Source organism: Actinoplanes sp. NPDC020271, assembly GCF_044388125.1.
Lineage (GTDB): Bacteria > Actinomycetota > Actinomycetes > Mycobacteriales > Micromonosporaceae > Actinoplanes.
Genome location: NZ_JBIRWQ010000018.1, coordinates 116,404 through 137,602, shown reverse-complemented (window position 1 = coordinate 137,602; position 21,199 = coordinate 116,404). Strand labels below are relative to the sequence as shown.

15 protein-coding genes are annotated in these 21,199 nt (G+C 72.4%); 8 read left to right on the top strand and 7 right to left on the bottom strand.

Features of this window, described 5'->3' with window-relative positions; all coding sequences use genetic code 11:
* Positions 1-86 precede the first annotated feature (86 nt).
* Together ACH442_RS32230 and ACH442_RS32225 are read right to left on the bottom strand one after the other, a co-directional pair.
* A complete protein-coding gene (locus tag ACH442_RS32230) occupies positions 87-353 on the bottom strand; it encodes a DUF3040 domain-containing protein (RefSeq protein WP_396341904.1) in 267 nt (88 codons plus the stop codon).
* A 189-nt stretch (positions 354-542) separates the two neighbouring features.
* Entirely contained in the window at positions 543-1,700 is a 1,158-nt protein-coding gene (locus ACH442_RS32225; RefSeq protein WP_396341903.1) for a M20/M25/M40 family metallo-hydrolase, read from the bottom strand.
* 104 nt (positions 1,701-1,804) lie between these two features.
* On the opposite strand from ACH442_RS32225, the gene ACH442_RS32220 reads away from it, so the two are divergent.
* From ACH442_RS32220 to ACH442_RS32185, 8 genes are all read left to right on the top strand, one after another.
* Positions 1,805-2,509 (top strand): GNAT family N-acetyltransferase, encoded by a 705-nt coding sequence (locus ACH442_RS32220; RefSeq protein WP_396341902.1) that lies wholly within the window; start codon positions 1,805-1,807, stop codon positions 2,507-2,509.
* A complete protein-coding gene (locus tag ACH442_RS32215) occupies positions 2,506-3,138 on the top strand; it encodes a MurR/RpiR family transcriptional regulator (RefSeq protein ID WP_396341901.1) in 633 nt (210 codons plus the stop codon). Before ACH442_RS32220 ends, ACH442_RS32215 begins: the two co-directional genes overlap by 4 nt.
* The gene (gene menC, locus ACH442_RS32210) at positions 3,135-4,235 is read left to right on the top strand and encodes an o-succinylbenzoate synthase (RefSeq protein WP_396341900.1); all 1,101 of its coding nucleotides are present in this window, start codon (positions 3,135-3,137) and stop codon (positions 4,233-4,235) included. The genes ACH442_RS32215 and menC overlap by 4 nt, the downstream gene beginning before the upstream one ends.
* 161 nt (positions 4,236-4,396) lie before the next feature.
* Positions 4,397-4,969 (top strand): DUF4956 domain-containing protein, encoded by a 573-nt coding sequence (locus ACH442_RS32205; RefSeq protein ID WP_396341899.1) that lies wholly within the window; start codon positions 4,397-4,399, stop codon positions 4,967-4,969.
* Positions 4,966-5,700, top strand: a complete 735-nt coding sequence (locus ACH442_RS32200) for a VTC domain-containing protein (protein WP_396341898.1) — start codon at positions 4,966-4,968, stop codon at positions 5,698-5,700. The genes ACH442_RS32205 and ACH442_RS32200 overlap by 4 nt, the downstream gene beginning before the upstream one ends.
* A 191-nt stretch (positions 5,701-5,891) precedes the next feature.
* Positions 5,892-7,559 carry a carbohydrate-binding domain-containing protein gene (locus ACH442_RS32195; protein ID WP_396341897.1) on the top strand — a complete coding sequence of 556 codons (1,668 nt, stop codon included), beginning with the start codon at positions 5,892-5,894 and terminating at the stop codon, positions 7,557-7,559.
* Positions 7,560-7,658: 99 nt separating this feature from the next.
* Positions 7,659-8,735 carry a hypothetical protein gene (locus ACH442_RS32190; protein ID WP_396341896.1) on the top strand — a complete coding sequence of 359 codons (1,077 nt, stop codon included), beginning with the start codon at positions 7,659-7,661 and terminating at the stop codon, positions 8,733-8,735.
* A 140-nt stretch (positions 8,736-8,875) separates the two neighbouring features.
* On the top strand, positions 8,876-12,016 hold the full coding sequence (locus ACH442_RS32185; RefSeq protein ID WP_396341895.1) for an NB-ARC domain-containing protein: 3,141 nt from the start codon (positions 8,876-8,878) through the stop codon (positions 12,014-12,016).
* A gap of 45 nt (positions 12,017-12,061) precedes the next feature.
* Here the strand turns inward: ACH442_RS32185 and ACH442_RS32180 are convergent, their stop codons facing one another.
* From ACH442_RS32180 to ACH442_RS32160, 5 genes are all read right to left on the bottom strand, one after another.
* Positions 12,062-13,432, bottom strand: a complete 1,371-nt coding sequence (locus ACH442_RS32180) for a transaminase (protein WP_396341894.1) — start codon at positions 13,430-13,432, stop codon at positions 12,062-12,064.
* A gap of 39 nt (positions 13,433-13,471) precedes the next feature.
* Positions 13,472-14,200, bottom strand: a complete 729-nt coding sequence (locus ACH442_RS32175; RefSeq protein ID WP_396341893.1) for an endonuclease/exonuclease/phosphatase family protein — start codon at positions 14,198-14,200, stop codon at positions 13,472-13,474.
* Positions 14,201-14,216: 16 nt separating this feature from the next.
* Positions 14,217-19,826 carry a beta-propeller fold lactonase family protein gene (locus ACH442_RS32170; protein ID WP_396341892.1) on the bottom strand — a complete coding sequence of 1,870 codons (5,610 nt, stop codon included), beginning with the start codon at positions 19,824-19,826 and terminating at the stop codon, positions 14,217-14,219.
* 216 nt (positions 19,827-20,042) lie between these two features.
* A complete protein-coding gene (locus tag ACH442_RS32165; protein WP_396341891.1) occupies positions 20,043-20,357 on the bottom strand; it encodes a hypothetical protein in 315 nt (104 codons plus the stop codon).
* 148 nt (positions 20,358-20,505) lie between these two features.
* Positions 20,506-21,199, bottom strand: a 694-nt coding sequence (locus ACH442_RS32160; protein WP_396341890.1) for a helix-hairpin-helix domain-containing protein, incomplete at its 5' end; no start/stop codon positions are given.

The window sequence follows — 21,199 nt, the reverse complement described above, 5'->3', positions numbered from 1 at the left end:
GAGAATGTTCGGCTGGTCGTCGCCGACCAGGACACGAGGGCTCATGGCCCGCCCAGCACAACACGCCCGGATGAGAACCGGCGCGGTCAGCGCAGAGCGCGGCGCCGGATCAGAACGACCGCAACGGCCGCCGCGAACAGGTCGAGGACGATCAGGACGCCGGGCCAGCCGAAGAAGAGCATGACCAGCGGGACGGCGATGAACAGCAACGCGGACAGCACGGGGACGGCCGGGGACGCGGGCTCCGCGACGGGTATGCCGGCGAGGGTGTTCATCCGGGCAGCGAAGTCCGAGTCCTGCTGCTCCAGGTGGCGCTCCAGATCGGCCAGGGCGCGGCGCTCGTGGTCGTTCATGATCGGTGTCACCTCCGGGAGGTCCAGTGGCCTCCTCGCGGGTACCCGGCAGTCTCCCCCACTCAAACCCGCCCGCGAATTGGTGCAAAAACGACAGCTGTCCTCAGCAGTCACCTCGAGGCCGCTCCCACTACACCGCCGGCCGTCAGCCCTGCTGCCTCGGCCGGCCGCGGTGTATTGGCCGGCGGGTCACGGGGTCCGGGTGAGCAGGGCGGTGAGCAGGGTGATCCGCTCGGTGATGCCGGTGGCGGAGACCCATTCGGTGCGGGCGTGAGCGCCTCCGCCCCGCGGCGCCAAGCCGTCGATCGTGGGGCGGCCCAGTGCTCCTGTGGTGTTGGTGTCGGCTGCGCCGTCCGCGGGACGACCGTCGAGCCTCTGGCCGATGCCGGCGGCGACGGCGACGATCCGGGTCAGCAGTTCCGCGCCGGACGGGCTCGGCTGCCAGGTCGGCCGGTGCGAGAGCAGGCGGGTGGCGACGCCGGCGCGTGGGTGGATCGGCTGGAGCGCGGTGAGCTCGGCGAGCACGGCGCGCTCGTCGTCCGGGTCGGCGAAGCGGAGGCCCAGGTCGGCGTGCGCCTGGCCGGCGACCACGTTGGTGCGTCCGCCGCCGGCGATCGTCCCGGTGTTGATCAGGACGGGCCGGTCGCGCCGGAGTTCACGGACCCGGATCAGCTGGTCGACCAGCTCGTCGATGGCGTTGGCGCCGGCGTCCGGGTCGAGCGCGGCGTGCGCTTCGACGCCGGTGACCTCGATGCGGGCGCGGGTGCTGCCGCGCCGGCCGGTCTTCAGGTCACCGCCCGGGTGGGGCGGCTCCAGGCCGAGCACCGCGTCGGCGCGCTGGGCCTCGGCCGTGACCAGCGCGGTCGCGGTGGGCGAGCCGATCTCCTCGTCGGCGACCACGATGACCCGGATCTCCGGCCGCGCGCCGTCGAGGGCGACGACGCCGGCCTGGTTGCCGGGGTCGGCGGTGGTGGCGGTCGGGTCCGCGGGTGCGGCGCTGAGGGCCGCGGCGGCGAGCAGGGCGGCGATGCCGGACTTCGTGTCGTAGACGCCGGGGCCGCGGATGGTGTCGCCGTCGACGGTCCAGGGCATGTGGCGCAGCGTGCCGACCGGCCACACCGTGTCGTAGTGGGTCAGGAACAGCATCGACCCGGTGGCGCCGCCACGGGCGGGGAGGGTCCAGAGCAGGTGGTCGCCGGTCGGGTGCGGCTCACGGGCGGTGGCGAAACCGGCGGCGGTCGCGTCCGCCTCCAGCATCGCGGCCAGCTCGGCGAGCGCCCGCAGATCGCCGGTGGGCGACTCGGCGTGCGTGTAGCGGTGCAGGGCCGCGATCACAGGTGACGACATATCCGAACGCTAAGATGCGTCACGACTGTTGTCAACGAGCGAAAATGCCGCCACGATGACACAGATACGTTCGCTATCTCTGGTGAACCCGGGGGAGGGCACTGATGGGCGTCACGGTGCGCGAGCTGGACGGCATGGCCGAGTGGACCGGCGCGGCAGCCCTCTACCGCGAGGTGTTCGGCTACACCGAGCCCGAGTGGGGTCTCAGCCCACGGCTGCTGGCCGCGCTGGGGGAGAACGCCGGGACGGTGATCGGCGCGTTCACCGGCGACGACATGCTGACCGGCTTCTGCTACGGGTTCACCGGCATCGAGGCCGGCGAGGTCTACCACTATTCGCAGGCCGCCGTGGTCCGGGCGGGCTTCCGGGGCGCCGGCCTGGGACGACTGCTGAAGTACGCGCAGGCGCGTGCGGCCCGGCGGACCGGCGCGCGGGCGATGCGGTGGACGTTCGACCCCTACGCGTTGCGTAACGCGCACTTCAACTTCGCCGTCCTGGGCGCGACCGGGATCCGGTTCCTGCCCGACTTCTATCGTGAGCCGGGGACCGACCGTGTCCTCGTCAGCTGGGATCTGACTGATTCCGATCAGAATCAGGATCACCGGCGTACGCGCCGATGGGGTAGACCCGGCGGCGAAAGCGTCCTGGTCGCGGCAGGCGAATCGTTCGCGGCCCCGGATCCGCAGGATCGGGCCTGGTTGCGGCAGGAGCTGGTGACCCGGTTCGCGACGGGCCGGCGCCTGGTCGGCGTGGTCCGGCCGGAGGGCGATCCCGGGCGCGTCGCCTACCTGTTCGAGGAGGAGGCGTGACCGACCGGACCACGCCCGCCGACCGCTTCGACCGCAACGTCCAGCGCCGTTCGGCGAAGGTGCTCAAGCAACGCGTGCTGGATCAGCAGCGGACCGAATTCGATCAGGCTCTGGAGTGGGCCGCGGGGCAGGAGTCGATCGAGCAGGCGGCCGCGCTGATCGTGTCGGCGCGGCGGCGCTACCTGATCGGGTACGGGAAGTCGCTGAGCTACGCGTCGCTGTTCGCGTCCGATCTGAGCGCGGGGCTCTCCGGGGTGCATCTCGTCGACGGGGTGCCGCTGCGGGCGCTCGACGTGCTCAGTGACATCCGGCAGGGTGATCTGCTGGTCGCGGTCTCGCTGGAACGGTACCGGCGGGAGACCGTCGACGTCGCTTCGGCGTACGTGCGGCACGGCGGCGACCTGGTCCTGATCACCGACGCCGAGGACGCGCCGCTGGCGGGGATCGCGACGGCGCGGATCGTGGTGGGGACGGGCAGCGCGTCGTACGTCAACTCACCGACCTCGATCGTTCTGGCGTTGCACCTGCTGGCGACGCTGACCATCGCCAGTGCCAAGGGTGCCGGCCGGCGCCTGCGTGACCGTGACGAGCTCGCGGCCGAGCTCGGTCTCTACTGGGAGGGTCCGTGATCCGGATCCAGCGGGTGGAACTGCGGCGGGTGCGGCTGCCGCTGGTGCACGAGTTCCGGACGAGTTCGCACGCCAAGCGCGAACTGGAGCACATCCTGGTCGCGTTCACCGATGCCGACGGGGTGACCGGGTGGGGCGAGATCGCGTCGCCGAGCGGCCCGTTCTACTCGGCCGAGACCGTGGAGAGCTGCTGGGCGGTGGCCCGTGATCACCTGGAACCGATCGTGCTGCGGACGGAGTGGGAGCATCCGGCCGAGCTGGCGGCGGCGATGGCGAAGGTGCGCGGGAACCAGTTCGCCCGGGCCGGGTTCGACATGGCGGCGTGGGCGCTCTGGTCACTGCGCGAGGAGGTGCCGCTCGCGAAGGCGCTCGGGGGGACCCGGCAGCGGGTGGAGGCCGGGGTCTCGCTGGGGATCGAGCCCTCCCTGGACGACCTGTTGGCGCAGGTCTCGTTGCGGGTGTCGGAGGGGTATCGGCGGATCAAGCTGAAGATCGCCCCCGGCTGGGACGTGGTGCCGGTGCGGGCCGTGCGGGCGGCTTTTCCGGCGATTCCGCTTCACGTCGACGCCAACGGCGCCTATCCGGCCGACGAGCGCGACGTCTTTCGCAGGTTGGACGGTGAGGGGCTGTTGATGATCGAGCAGCCGTTCGCACCGCGCGCCTTCTTCGCCCACGCTGAACTGCAGGAGTCGCTGGAGACCCCGATCTGCCTGGACGAGTCGATCGAGGAGCTGGACGACCTGGTCACGGCGATGGTGCTGAAGGCCGGCCGGGTGCTCAACCTCAAGGTCTCCCGGATGGGCGGGCTCACCCCGGCGGTCCGCGCCCACGACATGGCCGTCGCGCTGGGCGTGCCGGTGTGGTGCGGCGGGATGCACGAGTTCGGGGTCGGTCGCGCCGCCAACGTGGCGCTCAGCTCGTTGCCCGGGTTCACGCTGCCGTCGGACGTCTCCGGCTCGGACAAGTACTACGCCCGGGACGTCACCACTGAGCCGATCGTCTGCGATGACGGGTTCGTGACGGTACCGGAGGTTTCCGGGATGGGCTGGACGCCGGACATGTCGTTCCTGGAAGAGTGCACCATCGCCCGGATTTGACAGCTTCGGCACAGCACTCTTTGAGGCGTTTCTGAGGTCTCCGCCGGTGACCCGGGCACGGGAAAGCGCTTACCGTGTCCATCGAAGTTCACCGATACGTAACCCTGCGGCCGGGTCCCGTTCAGCGGGCCGGCCGGGAACCCTCGGGAGGTCGCCGCGTCATGCACCGGATCGCGCTGTTCGGGATCGATCTTCTGGCGGTGTCCCTGCTCGTCTTCGGACTCTACTTCCCACGGCACCGGCGACGGGACCTGGTCGTCGCGTATCTCGGCGTCAACGTCGGCGTGCTCGCCGTGGCCGGGTCGCTCAGCTCCAGCACGGCCGGTGCCGGGCTCGGACTCGGGCTGTTCGGGGTGCTGTCGATCATCCGGTTGCGCTCGACCGAGCTGGACCAGCACGAGGTGGCGTACTACTTCTCGGCGCTCGCGCTGGGCATCCTCGGGCCGCTCACCGACGGTGACACGTGGCTCGGGCCGACGCTGATGGCCCTGATCCTGGTCGTCATCTACGTGGGTGACCATCCCCGGCTGTTCCGCTCCTACCAGCGTCAGGTGCTGGTGCTGGACGCCGCCTACACCGACCGGACCGCACTGATCGCCCAGGTCGAACGGGTGCTCGGCGCCCGGATCCACGCGGTCGCGGTCGAACGGGTCGACCTGGTCAACGAGACCACCGTGGTCGAGGTCCGGTACTCGACGCCGGTCGGTGCGCTGGTCGAGGCGGCGCGGCGGTGAACGCGGTGGCGTGCCTCGGCGCGATCGGGCTGGCCGAGCTGACCGCGAAGGCGGCGTTGCAGACCCGGGTCGACCGCAAATACGTGCTGCCCCTGGCGGACGCCCTGGACCTGTTGCCCGGGCTCGACCCGGCCACCCGGGTGCTGGAGATGCGCGGGATCCGGACGTTCCGCTACGCCTCCGTCTACTTCGACACCCCGGACCTGACCAGCTTCCGGCTCACCGCACAGCGCCGCCGGCGTCGATTCAAGATCCGCACCCGTACGTACGTGGACACGGCCGAGTGCTGGCTGGAGGCGAAGACCGAGGGCTGCCGTGGCGGGACGGTGAAGAGCCGGCTGCCGTACGACCTGGCCGACCGGGACACGGCCGAACCGGGCCGCTGGTTCCTGGAGGGTGTGCTCGGTGCCCGGGCCGTGACCCGGCTCGCCCTGGTCCTGTCCACGCACTATCGCCGGACCACGTTCTATCAGCCCGCGGGTGGCTCCCGGGCCACCCTCGACACCGATCTGAGCTGGATCGGCACGGACGGCTCCGCGCTGCACGTGCCGGACCTCGCGGTGATCGAGACCAAGACCGGCGCGGCCGCCTCCCCGGTGGACCGGCTGCTCTGGGCGCACGGGCACCGGCCCGCCCGGATCTCCAAGTACGCCACCGGGCTGGCCGCGCTGCGCCCCGAGCTGCCCGCCGTGCCCTGGCGGCGCACGTTGCGTCGGCACTTCACCCGCTGAGGATCTCCGGGGTGACCGTGCCCCGCCACGGAGGCCGCCCTTGTGGGTTTCGCGTTCTGGGCCGGCCACGGCCCTGCGAAGCCCGCAAGGGTCCCCGCGGGAGCGACGGCCCGGACCACAGCGGAGGCAGGACATCAGGATCCTGAATTTGATCTTGATGGTGACAACCGTCCCCAACGGAAAGGTTTCCCATGCCCAGCATCCCCCGGCTGGTCGCCCCGGTCGCCGTCGCCGCGGCCGCGGTCGCCCTGCTCAGCGCACCCGCGCAGGCCGCCGGAACCGCGGCCGCCACGGCGCTCGCGGCGAACCAGGCGAGCCACGACAGCGCGGCCGACCGCGTCTGGAACGAATCCGACGTCGCCACGGTCGGCCTCACCGGCAGCGGCGCGACCAGCACCAGTCCGAACGTGACGGTCTCGGGCAGCACGGTGACGGTCACCGCGGCCGGCACCTACCGGTTCTCCGGCACGCTCACCAACGGTCAGATCGTCGTCGACAGCACCGGCACCGGCATCGTGCGCATCCTGCTCAACGGGGTGACGGTCACCGGCAGCGCGGCCGCGGTGAACGTCGTGGCCGCCGACGAAACCCTGATCCACCTGCAGTCGGGCACTACCAACCGGCTCAGCTCGTCGGCCGGCAACGCGATCGACGCGGCCTCCGACCTCACCGTCGACGGGACCGGCGGGCTGGTCCTGAGCAGCACCGCCGGTGACGGGGTCAACAGCTCCGACGGCCTGGTGATCGACGGCGGGACGATCACCGTGACCGCCGGTGACGACGCGATCCGCGGCAAGGACTACGTGATCGTCAACGGCGGCACGATCACCGCGACCGCCGGCGGCGACGGGCTCAAATCGGACAACGCCGAGGACGCCACACGCGGATACGTGTACGCCGGAGCCGGTGCCGCTGTCATCACCGCGGGCGGTGACGCGGTCACCGGGCAGACCGACGTGCTGCTGGCCGGGGGCACGATCAGCGCCGAATCCGGCGGCGGGAGCACCGTCACCCCCGGTGAGGCGTCGGCCAAGGGGCTCAAAGCCGGCGTCCTGGTCGCGATCAGCGGCGGCACCGCGACCCTGGACGCCTCCGACGACGGGGTGCACTCGGACGGGGCGATCACCGTCGACGGCGGCGCGACCACCATCGCCACCGGGGACGACGGGGTCCACGCCGAAGGAACCGTCACGGTCAGCGCGGGGACGGTCGGCGTGACCAAGTCCTACGAGGGGATCGAGGGCCTGAAGGTCTACGTGACCGGTGGCTCGGTCAGCGCGACCGCCTCCGACGACGCGGTCAACGCCTCCGACCCGGCGTACGGGGAGATGCAGAACTCACCGAACGCGCTGGTCTCGGTCACCGGCGGGACCGTGGTGGTGGACGGCGGCACCGACGGGCTCGACTCCAACGGCGCCCTCACCATCGGCGGCGGCACCGTCGTCGTCGCCGGCTCGGCCACCCGGGGCGGCGGCGAGGGCGGACTCGACTCGAACGGCGCGCTGACCATCACCGGCGGTACGCTGATCTCGACCGGGATCAGCGCCACCACCAGCACACTGCCCAGCTCCGGCCAGGGCTGGGTGTCCGTCACGTTCAGCGCCGGCCAGGCGGCCGGGACGATCGTGCACCTGGCGACCACGTCCGGGACACAGCTCGCGGTGTACCGGTCGACGAAGGCGTTCAAGGGTGTGGTCTTCTCGTCCAGCCAGATCACGCGGGGGACGACCTACGCGGTCTACACCGGCGGCTCGGTCTCCGGCACCGCGGTCGGCGGTGGGCTCTACACCGGCGGCACGCTCTCCGGCACCCAGGTGACCACGGTGACCGCGGGCAGCCAGTCCGACACCCGTCCGTGACCAGCGGGTCCCTCCGGCGGTGGGCGGCCGGCGGGACCCACCCGGGCGGCGGCGAGGTGACGGCTCTCGATAGATTGGCCGGCACTGACGGGGGAGGACATGGCAGTGGACGGTACGGGGACAGCGCCCGGAGAAGACAGCAAACCGGATCCGACGTTCGTGGCGGGGCCGGTCGAGCCGCCGGTTCCGGATGCGGTCTCGCCGGCGCCTTCGGACGGCCCGGCCGCGGAGCCGGTCTCCGAGTGGGCGCGGCCGGCTGACCGGCCCGCGGTGCCGCCGCCCGTCGAGGCGTGGAGCCCGCCGGTTCCGCCGCCGAACGATCAGCCGGTTCCGCTCTTCCCGTTTCAGCCGCCGCCTCCGCCGTTCGGTGGCGCCTACCCGCCGCCCGGCTATCAACCCGGCTATCAACCCGGCTACCAGCCCGGCTGGCCGCCACCGGCCGCACGCCCCCGCCGGCGTGGGCTGCTGGCGGGCGTGATCGTCGCGGCCGTCGCGGTGATCGGCCTGCTCTGCACCGGCAGCATCTACCGGGTGGCCGAGGACCAGAAGGACACCACCCGGGCCGACGGCGGTTTCGCGCAGGACGATCCGTTCACCTGGCCGACCGATCTCCCGTTCCCGTCCGCGCGGCCGACCGGTCAGCCGGCCCCCGAGTCGACCGAGCCGCAGCCGGCCGCGAGCCCGCTGAAGGACACCTACGACCTGAACGCGGTCTGCGACGACAACGCCTACTTCCCGGACTCCCCGAAGCACACCGGCAAGGCCCCGCACCCGGTCGTGCTGCTGATCAAGGAGGGCGAGGACGCGATCCGGTGGAACAACCGGACCTACTACATGGACGACATCGGCACCGGCAAGGCGGCCTCCGACACCTGGGGCCCGGCCAGCCCGGCCAAGGTGCAGCTCGCCGCCTGCCTCGACCGGACCAGCCCGGGCGCCAAGCTGCGCACCTGCAAGTACGACGACCCCGAGCCGGACACCGTCACCCTCTACCGGGCGAGCTGGCGGCTGCGCGTCTTCGAGGTGGCGACCCACCAGCAGCTGCTCGACAAGAAACTGGCCAGCACCGAGACCGCGTGCCCGTTCTCGGTGCTCGTCGGCCCGGACAAGAAGATCTACGCCGAGGTCAGCGATCACACCCTGGTCACCACCCTGAAGACCCTGGTCACGAAGTAGGTCCGGTGCAGTGACCTGCCCGTCGCCACGCCGTTGGTCCAGGTGTGACAGACGGCTTACGGTGGCGGCGATGGGCCGGACGCCGGCGCAACCCCACGGTGCCCCCGGCGCCGGTCCCGCGTCCCCGCGAAGCGCCGTGGATGGCGGCCGGCCCCGGCGACGGCCTGGTGGAACGCTCCGCGCTTCAGGCCCGCCTGCGGGAACGGCTGCTCGCCGGGAACGTCGCACTGCACGGGCTCGGCGGCACCGGCAAGTCCACGCTGGCCCGGCAGGTCACCGCTGACCTGCGCGGACACTTCCCCGGCGGGGTCCTCTGGGCACACGTCGGGCAGGAAGCCACCGGCCCCGCCCTCGCCGCCGTCCTCGCCGACCTGGTCACGCACCTGACCGGGGCGCCGCCCGGCGTCGTCACCCCGGCCCAGGCCGGTGACCGGCTCGCCGCCGAACTGCGGTGCCGCCCGCCGGTGCTGCTGGTCGTCGACGACGTGTGGACCGCGGACCAGCTCACGCCGTTCCTCGGGGCCGGCGCCCGGCTGCTGATCACCACCCGGGTCGGCGGGGCGCTCCCGCCCGGGCTGTTCCGGATCGACGTCGGCGAGATGACCCACGACGACGCGACCGCGCTGCTCACCCGGGACCGGCCCGGGCTGCCCCGGCCGGACCTGACCGCGCTGCTCGCGATGACCGGGCGGTGGGCGCTGCTCGCCGCCGTCGCCAACGGGATGCTGCGCGACGGCGTGGCCGCGCACCAGCTGATCGACCAGGTCGGCGCGGGAGGCTGGGTGGCGCTGGACCTGACCGTGCCCGGCGAGCGCGAACGAGCGGTGGACGGGCTGGTCAGCGCCGCACTGGACCGGCTCGACGAGGCGGATCGGCGGCGATTCCTCGAACTCGGGATCTTTCCCGAGGGCGGGCCGGTTCCCGACCCGATCATCGACGCGCTGTGGTCCGGCACGGGCGGCACGTCACCCTCCGCGGCAGAAGAATTGCGTACGGCGTACGCGCGCCTTGGTCTCGTGCAACGGGACAAGGCCGGGCTGTGGATGAGTGGGGTGCTGCGGACGTACCTCCGCAATCGCCTGCCCGACCAGGAGATCGCGCAAGCGAACCGCCGCCTGGTGGAAATGTCCCGCCCGCGCAGCGGCGGGCCGTGGTGGACGATGCCGGCCACCGACCGCTACCTGTGGCGGCACCTCGCGTTCCACCTGCAGGAAGCGCGCTGGTGGGACGAGCTGTTCGCGGCCGTCACCGACCTGCGGCGGCTCGCCGTGCAGATCCCGCTCGTCGGAGTCGCGGCCGCCGTCGCCGACCTGTCCCGGATGCCCGACCCGCGCGCCACCGCCCTGCGCGCACGGCTGTCCCGCAGCGCCCACCTGCTGCACCCGATCAGCCCCGTGGACGCGCTCACCGACGTGCTGCTGTCCCGCCTCGGCGGAGCGCCCGAACTCGCCGCCGACGTCGCCGCACTCACCGCCGGCCAACGCTCCCGGGCCGGACTGGTCGCGCGCCGGCCGCTGCCCGACGTCGGACCGGACAGCCTGACCAGGGTGATCGCCGGCGACGCGGGATGGCTGGACTGCGTGGCGATCTCGCCCGGGCCGGAGTGGATCGCGACCGGCGGCGACAGCGGGGTGATCACCCTCCACGATTGGGCCGACGGGACGACGCTCACCCGGTTCACCGGGCACGTCGGAGCGGTGAAGGCGCTCGCCGTGACGTTCGACGGCGGCCATCTGCTGTCGGCCGGCAGCGACGGAACGTTACGGGTGTGGGATGTCGCCCGCCGCCAGGGGCGCGTGCTGTGGACCGCGGGCGGGGAAATCCTCGGCTGCGCGGCGTCACCGGTCAGCCATCGGGTCGCGGCGGTCAGCGCGGTCGGCGAACTCATCGTCCTCGACGCGGTCGGGAACTGGCGGATCCTCGGGCATCACGCCGGGGAGAAGCTGATCGGGTGCGCCTTCCTCGACGACGACCGGGTGATCACCGTGACCGAGGAAGGCGCGGTGTCCGGGCACGAGATGCGCAGCGGGCGGCGGAAAACGCTGGTCGCGGGCGGGAAGGCCGGGGTCACGGAGTTCGCTCTGGACCCTGCGTGGGTTGCGGTCGGCGGGATCGACGGGGAGGTGCGGGTACATCCGCTGCGCGGGGGCGGGGCGGCGGTGACGCTCGGCGGGCATCGGGGCTGTGTCAGCGCACTGGCCGCGTTCGGTGACCGGATCATCAGCGGCGGGGAGGACGGGACGGTCCGGGTCTTCGACCGGTACGGGGAGGAGGTAGCGGTCGTCCGGGCGCATCCGAGCTGGGTCACGGGGTGCGCGATCGCCCCCGATCGCCGGACGCTGGTGACCACGGGCAGTGACGGGTCGGCCCGGGTGTGGGACCTGCCGCGCCTGGTGCAGGAGACGGTGGGCGGCCCGGTCGACTGGCTCAACTCGTGCGCGGTCGCCCCGCGTTCCCCGGTGGCCGTCTCGGCGGACTCGGCCGTGTCGCTGGTGACCGGCGGGCAGGACGGCGTCGTCCGGCTGTGGACCGGCGCGACGAGCCGGCCCGTCTGGAGCTGGGACGAGCCCGTCCGCCGGTGCACGTTCGGCCCGGACGGCACCTGGCTCGTCGCCGTCTGCGCCACCGGCACCGCGCTGCTCCGCGACGTCGGCGACGGCTGGGCCGACACCGTGCACCCCGGAGCGGTCGACTGCGCGGTGGCCACGGACCTCTTCGCCCGCTGGGACGCCACCGGCCAGCTGGAGATCCGCTCGGTGAGCGGCCCGGACGTCTACCGCCGGGCGCATGACCACGCGATCCGCGCCGCCGCGTTCCTGCCGCGCAACCGCATGATCATCGCCGACGCGGCCGGCGAGCTCGCCGTCTGGCACTACACCCGGGACCGCCTCCGGCCGCTGCCGCCGGCCCTCCCGGGCGAGGCCCGGACGATCCACCAGGTCGCCGGTCAACTCATGGTCATCTGCGATGCCGGCCTGGCGATCGTCGACGCACGGACACTGCGTCCGCTGACCATCGCCTCGTTCCCGGACGCCGGAGTGACACACGGGTCCGTCTCCGGCGACGGACACTGGCTGGCCACCACCAGCTCGTCCGGTGACCTGCGGATCTGGTCCCTGTCGGACGCCGGCCCGGCATGGCAGCCGATCGCCGCGATGCGCGTGGACGGTCCGCTCTTCGAATGCGCCTGGCTCCCCGGCAGCCTCGACCTGTGCACCGCCGGCCGTCGCGGCCTCTACGCCTTCACCTTCCGTCCACCGCGCACGCCGTCGACCTCGTGACATCGCCCTCCGCACCCGACCCTGACCTCGTGGACCGGGTGCTTCTCATCCGGCCGTGAGCTCGGCCAGCGCCTCGTCGAAGATCTCGTGGTGGCGGGCGACGTCGTCGAGCGTCGTCTCCGGGCACATCAGCGCCATGTTGTGGAACGGGGTCAGCAGCACCCCACGGTTCGTCAGGTAGACGTGCAGGAAGTCCTCCAGCTCGGCATCCGCACTCGCCGCGGACTCGGTGCCGTTGCGCGGGGCAGGGTCGGCGAACCGGTATTCCACCCGTGCGCCGAGACGACTCACGGACCAGGGCACCCCGTACGCCGAAATGAGCTTTTGGATGCCCTCGGCGAACGCCGTCGCCGTGGCGATCATCGTGGCGAACGCGCCCTCGGTCAGCACCTCCGCCAGCGTCGCGCGCGTCGCGGCCATCGACACCGGGTTGCCGGCCAGCGTGCCGCCGACCCCGCCCATGTCGACCAGGTCGAGGTCACCGCGGCCGGTCAGCGCGTCGGCCAGCTCGGCGGAGAGACCGTAGGCCCCGACCGGCACGCCACCACCGATGGCCTTGCCGATGGTCAGCACATCCGGCTGCAGATCCCAGAACCGCGTCGCGCCGCCCGGCCCGGCCGAGAACGTGTGCGTCTCGTCGTTGATCAGATAGCTCCCGTATTTCCTGGTCAGCTCGCGGACGCCGGCCAGATAGCCGGGCTCGGGCAGCACGATGCCGATGTTGGTCAGCGCCGGCTCCATCAGCACCGCGGCGACGTCGCCGTGCGCCAGCTCGCGCTCCAGCATGGCCAGATCGTTGAACTCGGCGACCCGGCTCGTCGCGGTCACGTCGACCGGCGCGCCGACGTTGCCCTCGCGGCTGCGGCCGTGCCCGTCGGGGCCGACGACGATCAGCGACTCGTCCACCGAGCCGTGGTAGCAATAGCTGTTGACCAGCACCTTCGACCGGCCCGTGATCGCGCGCAGCAGCCGGATCGCCCAGCGGTTGGCGTCGGTGGCAGTCAGCGCGAAACTCCAGAACGGCAGCCCGAACCGGCTCGCGAGCTCGGCCCCGACGACCGCGGCGTCCTCGGTCGGCATCATGGTGGTGGCGCCGCCCAGCTCGCCGAGCCGGCGGGTGACCGCGGCGACGACCGGCGCGGGGGAGTGGCCGGCCATCGCACCGGTGTCACCCAGGCAGAAGTCGATGAACTCGTTGCCGTCGAGGTCGGTCAGCCGGTTGCCGCGGGCCGTCTTCAGGTAGACGGGGAAGCCGGCCGCGGTCTTGTTCATCCATGTCATCGGGACGCGCCCGAAGAGATGGTCGGCGCGCCCGTAGGCCGCCGCCGAGCGGGGGTGCCGCTCGGCGAAAGCGGCCCGCTCACGCTCGGCGAGCTTGCTGAGTCTGAGGCGGTCGACGCCGGATTCCGTTGCCATGCGGCGAAGTTACCAGGCGATCCCTGCCAGAAAACCCTTCTAAAGAACTATTTCCGCGGTCACTCCGAAGTGGTCGGATAGGTGCGCACGCCGCCCGCCGGGCAGGGCCACCTCGTCCTGCAGGACCAGATCGGCGTGCCCGATTCCGGCGTTACGCACCAGGAGATGATCAAATGCGGGTGGATGCGGCCATTGCGGCAACGGGCGATAGGTCGGGCGCGTGTCACCGGCCATGGCGTCCACGAGCCCGGCACGCTCCCGGAAATCAGCCAGCACCGCGGCCTCCCGGGGGAGGTTGAGGTCCCCGGCGACCACCACCGGGCGCGCCTGATCGATCGCGGCCAGCTCCCGGGCCAGCACGCCGAGCTCACCCCGCTCGACGATCGTGTAACGGTTGCCCGGCGACCAGTCGTCGTCACGGTTCGCCGACAGGTGGGTGTTGACCACGACCAGCCCACCGATCTCCGCGATCAGCGCCCCCTTGCGCATGAGGAACTCCGGGCGAGCCGGCCCGGCCAGCGGAAACCGCACGAAACGCCACCGATCGATCGGCCGACGAGACAGGACGACAAGACCCCCTTTCAGTACGACCGTGCCCGCGCACGCCGAGTGCGGGAAGTGTCGCCGGAGCAGCGCCGCGTTGCTCCGGTACATGACCTCCTGGAGGCAGACGATGTCGAAACCGGACGCGCGCAGGATCTCGCCGAGCGCCCGCAGCCGTAGCCGGACATCCCCGGTGAACAGGGTGTTGAAGGTCAGCAGACGCATCCGCGGAGCCTACCGGTCAGCCCTCCGCCGCCTTCAGCACCGTGATCGCGCCGTCCCGCCCCGCGGTCACGTAAAGCCGCAGCCCGTCCGGCGACAACGCGACCACCCGGGGACTGTCGCCGACCTTGACCGTGGCCGCCACCTTCCGATCCTTGAGGTCCAGCACCGACAACGTGTCCGAGCCCTCGTTCACCACGTAGGCATGGACGCCGTCGCCCGAGACGATCACCGCCTGCGGCAGCTTGCCGACCGTGTACCGCTGGATGAGCCCGAGCGTCGTGGTGTCGTAGGTCTCGACGGTGTTGGCGTCGTAATTCGTGACCACGACCGTCTTGCCGTCCGGCGTGACGGCCACACTGTGCGGCGAACGCCCGACCGAGATGTTGTCGAGCACCCGCAGGCTCGTCGTGTCGATCACCGACATCTTGCTGGACTCGTGATCCGAGGTGAACGCGCGCGTGCCGTCCGGCGTGAAGTCGATCCAGTGCGGGTTCGGTGGCACGCTGATCTGCTGCTGCCTCGCCAGCGTCTGCCCGTCGTAGATCTCCACCCGCGCCCCGTTGTGGATCGGCAGCCAGACCCGCCCGTCCGGCGCGATCGCCGGCTCGAACGGCCGGGGCCCGGTCGGCACCGACGCGATCACGCTGCGCTTCGCGGTGTCGATGACCGCCAGGGCGTTCGCGCTGAAGTCGTTCTCGAACATCGAGACGTAAAGTCGCGAGCCGTCCGGGGACAGAGCCAGGAAACGGGGCGTGTTCGGCACCGCGACCGAACTGACCTTCTTGCTGGCCGCGTCGACGAAGAACAACGCCTTGGCGCCCTGGTCAGCGACGTAGACGGTGGTGTTGTCGGGCGCGACGACGACGCCCTCCGGCTCCTTCCCGACGCCCGGGATCGAATCCACCACGACCGGCACGGGCAGGCTCGCCACCACGGGCGCCTGAGCCGACGGGCTCGCCGCGGCGGACGGCTGCGAGGACTCCTGCTGGGTCGCGGTCGCCGTCGGTGCCGCGGCCGGTCCGGGCCCGTTCCGGCTGGCGGTCCAGCGGATGCCGAGGTAAGCACCACCGGCGAGAAGCAACGCCAGCAGCAGGATCCCGGCCACCCTGAGGCGCCGCCGGCCATGCGGCGGATTCTGGACGTACGTCGTGTCGGCCGCCCCGGGCGGCTGCTGCCAACTCGGCGAGGCCGGCCAGCCGGCGGGCGACGTGGGCCAGGTGGTGTTTCCACCGTTCTGCTGCCAGCCGCCCTGCCCGGTGGTCGCCGCCCGGCCGGGGCTGCCGGGGGAACCGGCGAGGGCGGCGCCCTGAGCCCAGTCGTCCGGGCCGCTCCACGAAACCCGGCTGGAGGACGAGCCCGCGAGCCCACCACCAACTCCGGGCCCGCTGACGCTACCTGGCCCGTCGAAGTTGCCCGCGCCGCCCGGCCCGTTCGTGGTCGGCACACCGCCCGGCCCGGTCGTGCCGGCCATACTGCCGGGCAGGTTTGTGCTGCCTGCATGTCCTTTGAATCCCCTGGGGCCGGCCAAGCCCCGAGGCTCCTCTGCGGCGGCGAACTGGGTCGTGCTCGCGTCTGCGTTCGTGCCGGCGAGCCCCGTTCCCGGCCCGGTCGTGGCGGTGGGGCCGTGCGACGCGGCGAATCCGTTGCCCGCGGTGGGCGCATCGGGGAGAACGCCGCTCGGCCAAGTGCGTTCATCCCCGGTTCCAGCCCGGCCCGGGGCGGCAGCCGCTCCCGCGGGCGGGGCTGCGGTCGCAGGCCAGTTGGCGCCCGCGACGGTTGTCTCGTCACCCTGCTCGGCCGGGTAGGTCCAACTTCCGGCCGCGGTTGCCGCCCAGGGGTCGGCCGGGTCGCCGAGCCGAGTCCGGTCACCGGGCTGGTCCGTCTGGGGGTGCCCGGGCACCGTGCTGTCCGGGTCGCCAGATGTCCCGGAGGCCGCGCCCGGCCAATCACCGGGATAACGGGCTCCCGGCGTCGTCGCGCCCGGCCAATCATCGGGATAGCCGGCTCCCGGCGTCGTCGCGCCCGGCCAATCATCGGGATAACCGGCTCCCGGCGTCGTCGCTCCCGGCCGGTCATCGGGAAGACCCGCCCCCGGCGTCGTCGCACCCGGCCACCGCGGGGCGAAACTCGGCTGATCGGCCGGCGTCGCAGTGGTCTCGGGGTGTTGTCCCGTGACGTCCGTGCCGGCCTGCACGTTGTCGACCGGCTCTGGTCCAGTCGTCGAGCGCCCGTCCCCGAGACCTGCGCCGCCCTGCGCGGCCACCACCGGCTGTTGCCCGGTCTCCGGACCCGGGCTCGGCGAACCGCTCGAGGCCGGCTGGTGATGCTCCGGGACTCGCTGGATCGGGAGCCTCGGACCGGATGTGGCCGGGCCAGGGCTCTGTTCGGTGGGGGCCGGGGCGGAAGATCCCGGCTGCTGGGCGGTGCGGCCCACGGACCCGGGCCGCCATCCGAACCCGTGCTGGGACTGCTCGAACGGGCTCCGCCCCGCCGCCTGATCCCCGGGCCACGATCCGGCGGGAGTTCCGGTTTCCACGGCTGCTACCGGGTCGCTGACATCCGGCGTGCTCCCGGCGTTCGGGGCGGGCGCGGGACGATCCTCGTCCTTCGGCTGGCTCGACAGTGCCTGTGCGGCCAGCCAACTGCCGACGAAGCCACCGGCCGCAGCGGCGGCCACCCCTGCGCCCGGGTGCTCCTCGGCATCGTCCGGTTCGGCACCGGCCCGCTCGACGCCGTTGCGGGACCCGCTCTCCGAGGTTGAACTGATGGAAGCGGGTTCGACCTGCAGCAGGTCGGCGTCCGTGAGCTCGGTGCCGGCGGCAACACTGCCGGGCTGGTCGCCGACGGTCTCGGCCTGGCTGATGGGACGGCCGTTCTCGTCGGCGGGGTCCGGGCCACCGGCGGCCGCGTCCGACCAGGCAGGAGCGATACCTGACCAGGTGGGCGCGGGCTCAGGCGCAGCTGGCGCGCCGTTCGAGGACCGGGTGTCCGATTCTGGCTGCTCACTGGCCGACGGGTGCGCGTCGTCCGGTGGCCGGTTCACCGGCGCTTGCTCGTCGTCCGGTTGCCGGTTCACCGGCGGGTGCGCGTCGTCCGGTGGCCGGTTCACCGGCGGGTGCTCGTCGTCCGGTGGCCGGTTCACCGGCGCTTGCTCGTCGTCCGGTGGCCGGTTCACCGGCGCTTGCTCGTCGTCCGGTCGTCGGCTCACCGGCGCTTGCTCGTGGTCCGGCTGCAGCTCTGACGTCGGATCAGCGGTCGTGGTTCTGGGCGAGGTCGGCCAAGGGCCGGAGCTGTCCGCGGTGATGTCCGGCTCGGCCGGCGAGCCGGGCCAGATGTCCGCCGATGTGGTTCCCGCAGTAGCACCCGCTCGGCTCGTCTCGTCGGCCGCCTCGCCATCCGGCGTCACGTCGGGTTCTGCTCCCGCCCCGTCGACGGCCTCGACCACCTCGGGAACGGCGGTGTCAGCAGGCTCGGACACCTGCGGCGGCGCGATGGAGTCGAGCGAAGCTTCTTGCGGCGGCGCGCTGGAGTCGGACGCGACCGCCTGCGGCGGCGCGATGGAGTCGAGCGAAGCTTCTTGCGGCGGCGCGCTGGAGTCGGACGCGACCGCCTGCGGCGAGGCAGCGAAGTCCCGCTGGTCTGCCTGCGCCGGGGCGGCGCCGAAGTAGGTCGGTTGCTCTGGAGCGGCAGTGTCCGGCTGGGCTGCCTGCGGCTCGGCGTCGGTGTCCGAGGTGGACGGCCACGCCGCGCTCGCGGAGGTGGACGGCGGACCGGAGCGCTGGCCGGCCTCGGCGGACTGCGCCCACCAGGTGCCGCTCGGCGGGGACTGGTCCCTTGCGGCCGTGCCGGATCGTGGACCGGAGGAGGTGCCGGGGCGATGCGGTGTGCCTGACCAGGGGCCGCGCGGCGTCTGTGCTGTCACCTCCGCCTCGGCTGCCGGACGGCGTGTGTCAGCGTCTCCGGTGGATCCGGCCCGTTCCGGGTGTCGACCCTGCGGTTGCACGGCCTCCGTCGCCGAGGGGCGCGCCTGATCCTGATCCGGGATCGCCGAAAACTCTCTGTCCTGCGACGCGTGCGGCGCTGGGGTCTGCCTGTCCTGCGACGCCTGCGGCGCTGGGGTCGGATTGTCCGGCGGCGTCGCGGCCTGCCGGTCCTCGGCGGCCGGCCACCGGCCGGTCGGGGCGCCGGACGTCGGCAGAGCGAAAGGCTCGCCGGGCGGCCTCGGTGGTGCCACCGGTTGGCCGGGCGGGGTGAAGGATCGGCCGGGCGGCGCAGGGGCCTGAGGGGCCGGTGCCGGAGCAGTGAACGGCCGACCCGGAGTCGACGGCTGACCGGAGGCCGGTGAGGCCAGGGGCTGGCCCGGCGGCGTCGGCGAACTCGGCTGGGTCGACGCCGGCGGCTGGGTTCCGGGCCAGTTCGGCTGGGGGCCGCTCGGCGCACCGGGCCAGACGGGCTGGGAGGTGACCGGCGCCCCCGACGTGGGTTGCCCGGGCCACGGAGCGGAACTGCCGCCCGGAACTTCAGGGCGCGCCGCCGGGTCCGACACCTCGCCCGATGCGGTGAGCCGGGCGGACCCGGCCGGCCCGTCGATGCTGACGGTGCCCGCGAGCCGGCCCGCGGTCGGAGACCACGACACCCGGAGCTGGTCGCCTTCGATGGCCGCGTGCAGGCCGTCACCGGACACGACGACCGTGGACGCTGCCAGCAACGGCGGGCCGGTGAGCGGGACCCGTACTGTCAATTGTTGGGTTCCTGGGGCGACGTGGCCGAAATCGATCGCGGATTGGGTGAGGCGCAGGGAGGTCCGTCGCAACGCCGCGGAAGCGGCGGCGGCGACTCGGTCGTTGCCGGTGGCCATCCGGTTGAGCGTGGCGCGGGCCTGCGCGGCCTGGTCGAGGTCGTGGCCGGCCGCGGCCGACGCGAGGTCGGCGATCAACCCCATCTGGTCGCTGCCGGGCTTGCGGACCTTGGAAACATACGGCTGGCGGCCGGTTCCGAAAACCCAATGGCGTACGGACGGATCCCGTTCCCGCAGGTGGTCGAAGACTTCGTCGATGCCGACGTACCCGTCGCGGTCCCGGTCGGCGGCACCGCCCCGGATGCCGTCGGCGAGCAGGCCGGCGAAGGTGGGCGGCTCGGGCCGGGCGGCCGCGGTGATGACCACGCGGCTGCGGGACTCGGCGGCTCGGGCGGCGGGAAAGTACGCGCCGGCGTCGACCGGGCCGCCGGTGCGCCCGTCGAGGACGATCATGACCTGGCCGGCGAGACTGCGATGGATCAGCGCGTCGAGGCGGGTCACGTCGACCGCGGTGTCGGCCGGTCGCTGCATGACGGTGTCCGGTGTGGCCAGGTAGAGGCCGCCGCTGGGCCCGGTCAGCAGGATGCCGCGGAAGTAGACCAGCAGGCAGTCGTCACCGGCCCGGCCGTCGCACAGGGCTTGCAGCCGTTGGTAGACGTGCCAGGTCTCCGGGTCCTGGAGGAACTCCATCTCGAACCCGCCCAGACCGGGGTCGCCCACGACGGCGGCGAGGGACCGCACATCCGCCGAAGGAACCGCGTATCTGCGCAGGACCGGATCGTCGTGGTGTTCGACCGTCACCACAACTGCCAGCCGTCGCCCGCTCATCGCATCACCCTTGGTCCATGGTGCGACGTTCGGGGCCGAGCCGGAACCCCTGGAAGATTACGAACTGTTCCTGAGTGATGACCTTCCGTTGTTGATCTTTGTCGGTTTCTGGCTGTTGTGCGGCGATCTAGCTGGTCCGATGTGCTCTTGGAGGCGGCTCCGCGAGTAAACGCGGAGACGTGCCGATTTCACCGGATCCGGCATGTCGGGGATCCGTCAGACCGTCACGTCGAGGGAACGACCGTACGGCAGTTCCTTCTTCGTCTCGGTGACCGTCCGCTCTTTCGCCACCGCGGCGCTCTCGGCCTGCACGGCGACGTCGGCCGCCTTGGCCGAGGGGGTGTTACGGAGACCGGCGATCCGCGCGACCTCGGCCTCGGCCGCGGCGACGGCGGCCCGGTCAGCGGTGATGGTCCGTGAGTCGGCCTGCACCGGGATCAGATCCTGCGCCAGCTGACGGCGGGAGTTCTGGAGTCGCGCCCAGGCGGCGTGGCTGTCGGTCGACGACGCGGTGGCGGTGATGGTGCTCATCGGGACCTCCTGAAGAACTTGCTGGCAACCGGACAGCCCCTCACATCGGCGGGGCCGCTCCTGACTTGCTACTTCTTCGGGGTCAAGTTCGCGTGACCTGGGCAACAGCGATGGGTCCGGCCACCCGGAGGAGGCCGGACCCATCCGGTCAGCCGGCGGCGCCGGCCAGATCGCGCGCCCTGGCGGGCCAGGTGATCAGGCTCGCCGAGCCACGCATACCGGCCGCGGCGATTGCCTGCTTCAGCTCGATGACGTCGGTCCCGGCCAATTTCTCGTACGTCGTGATCCCGGCCGCGGCCAGCGCCATCGCGACCTTCGGGCCGATGCCGGGAATCTTCGTCAGGTCGTCCGGCTCGTGCACCGGGGCGGGGACGATGTCGTCGACCGTGATCGGCTCGACGATGGGGGACGCCTCCTCGGCCTCCTCCGCGACGGGCTCCTCGATGACCTCGGCGCCGACCGGCGTGGGGTCGTCGGTGGTGGCGACCGGCTCGGCGGCGGCCACGGGCTCCGGGGCGACGACGGGTTCGGGGGCGGTGACCGGCTCGGCCGCGGCGGCGGGCTCCGGGGCGACGACGGGTTCCGGGGCGGTGACCGGCTCGGCCGCGGCGGCGGGCGCGGCGGCGATGGGCTCGGCGACGATGACGGGTTCAGTGACCGGCTCGTCGACCGGCTCAGTAACGACGCGCTCAGCAACGACCGGCTCGTCGACGGGGGTGGCCTCGGCGGCGGGCTCGGCGACCTCGGCGGCGGGCTCGATGACCGCGGTGGTCTCGGCCGTCTCGATCACCACCGTCTCCGCGACGGGCTCGACGGCGACCGGCTCGGTGACCGCGTCATCC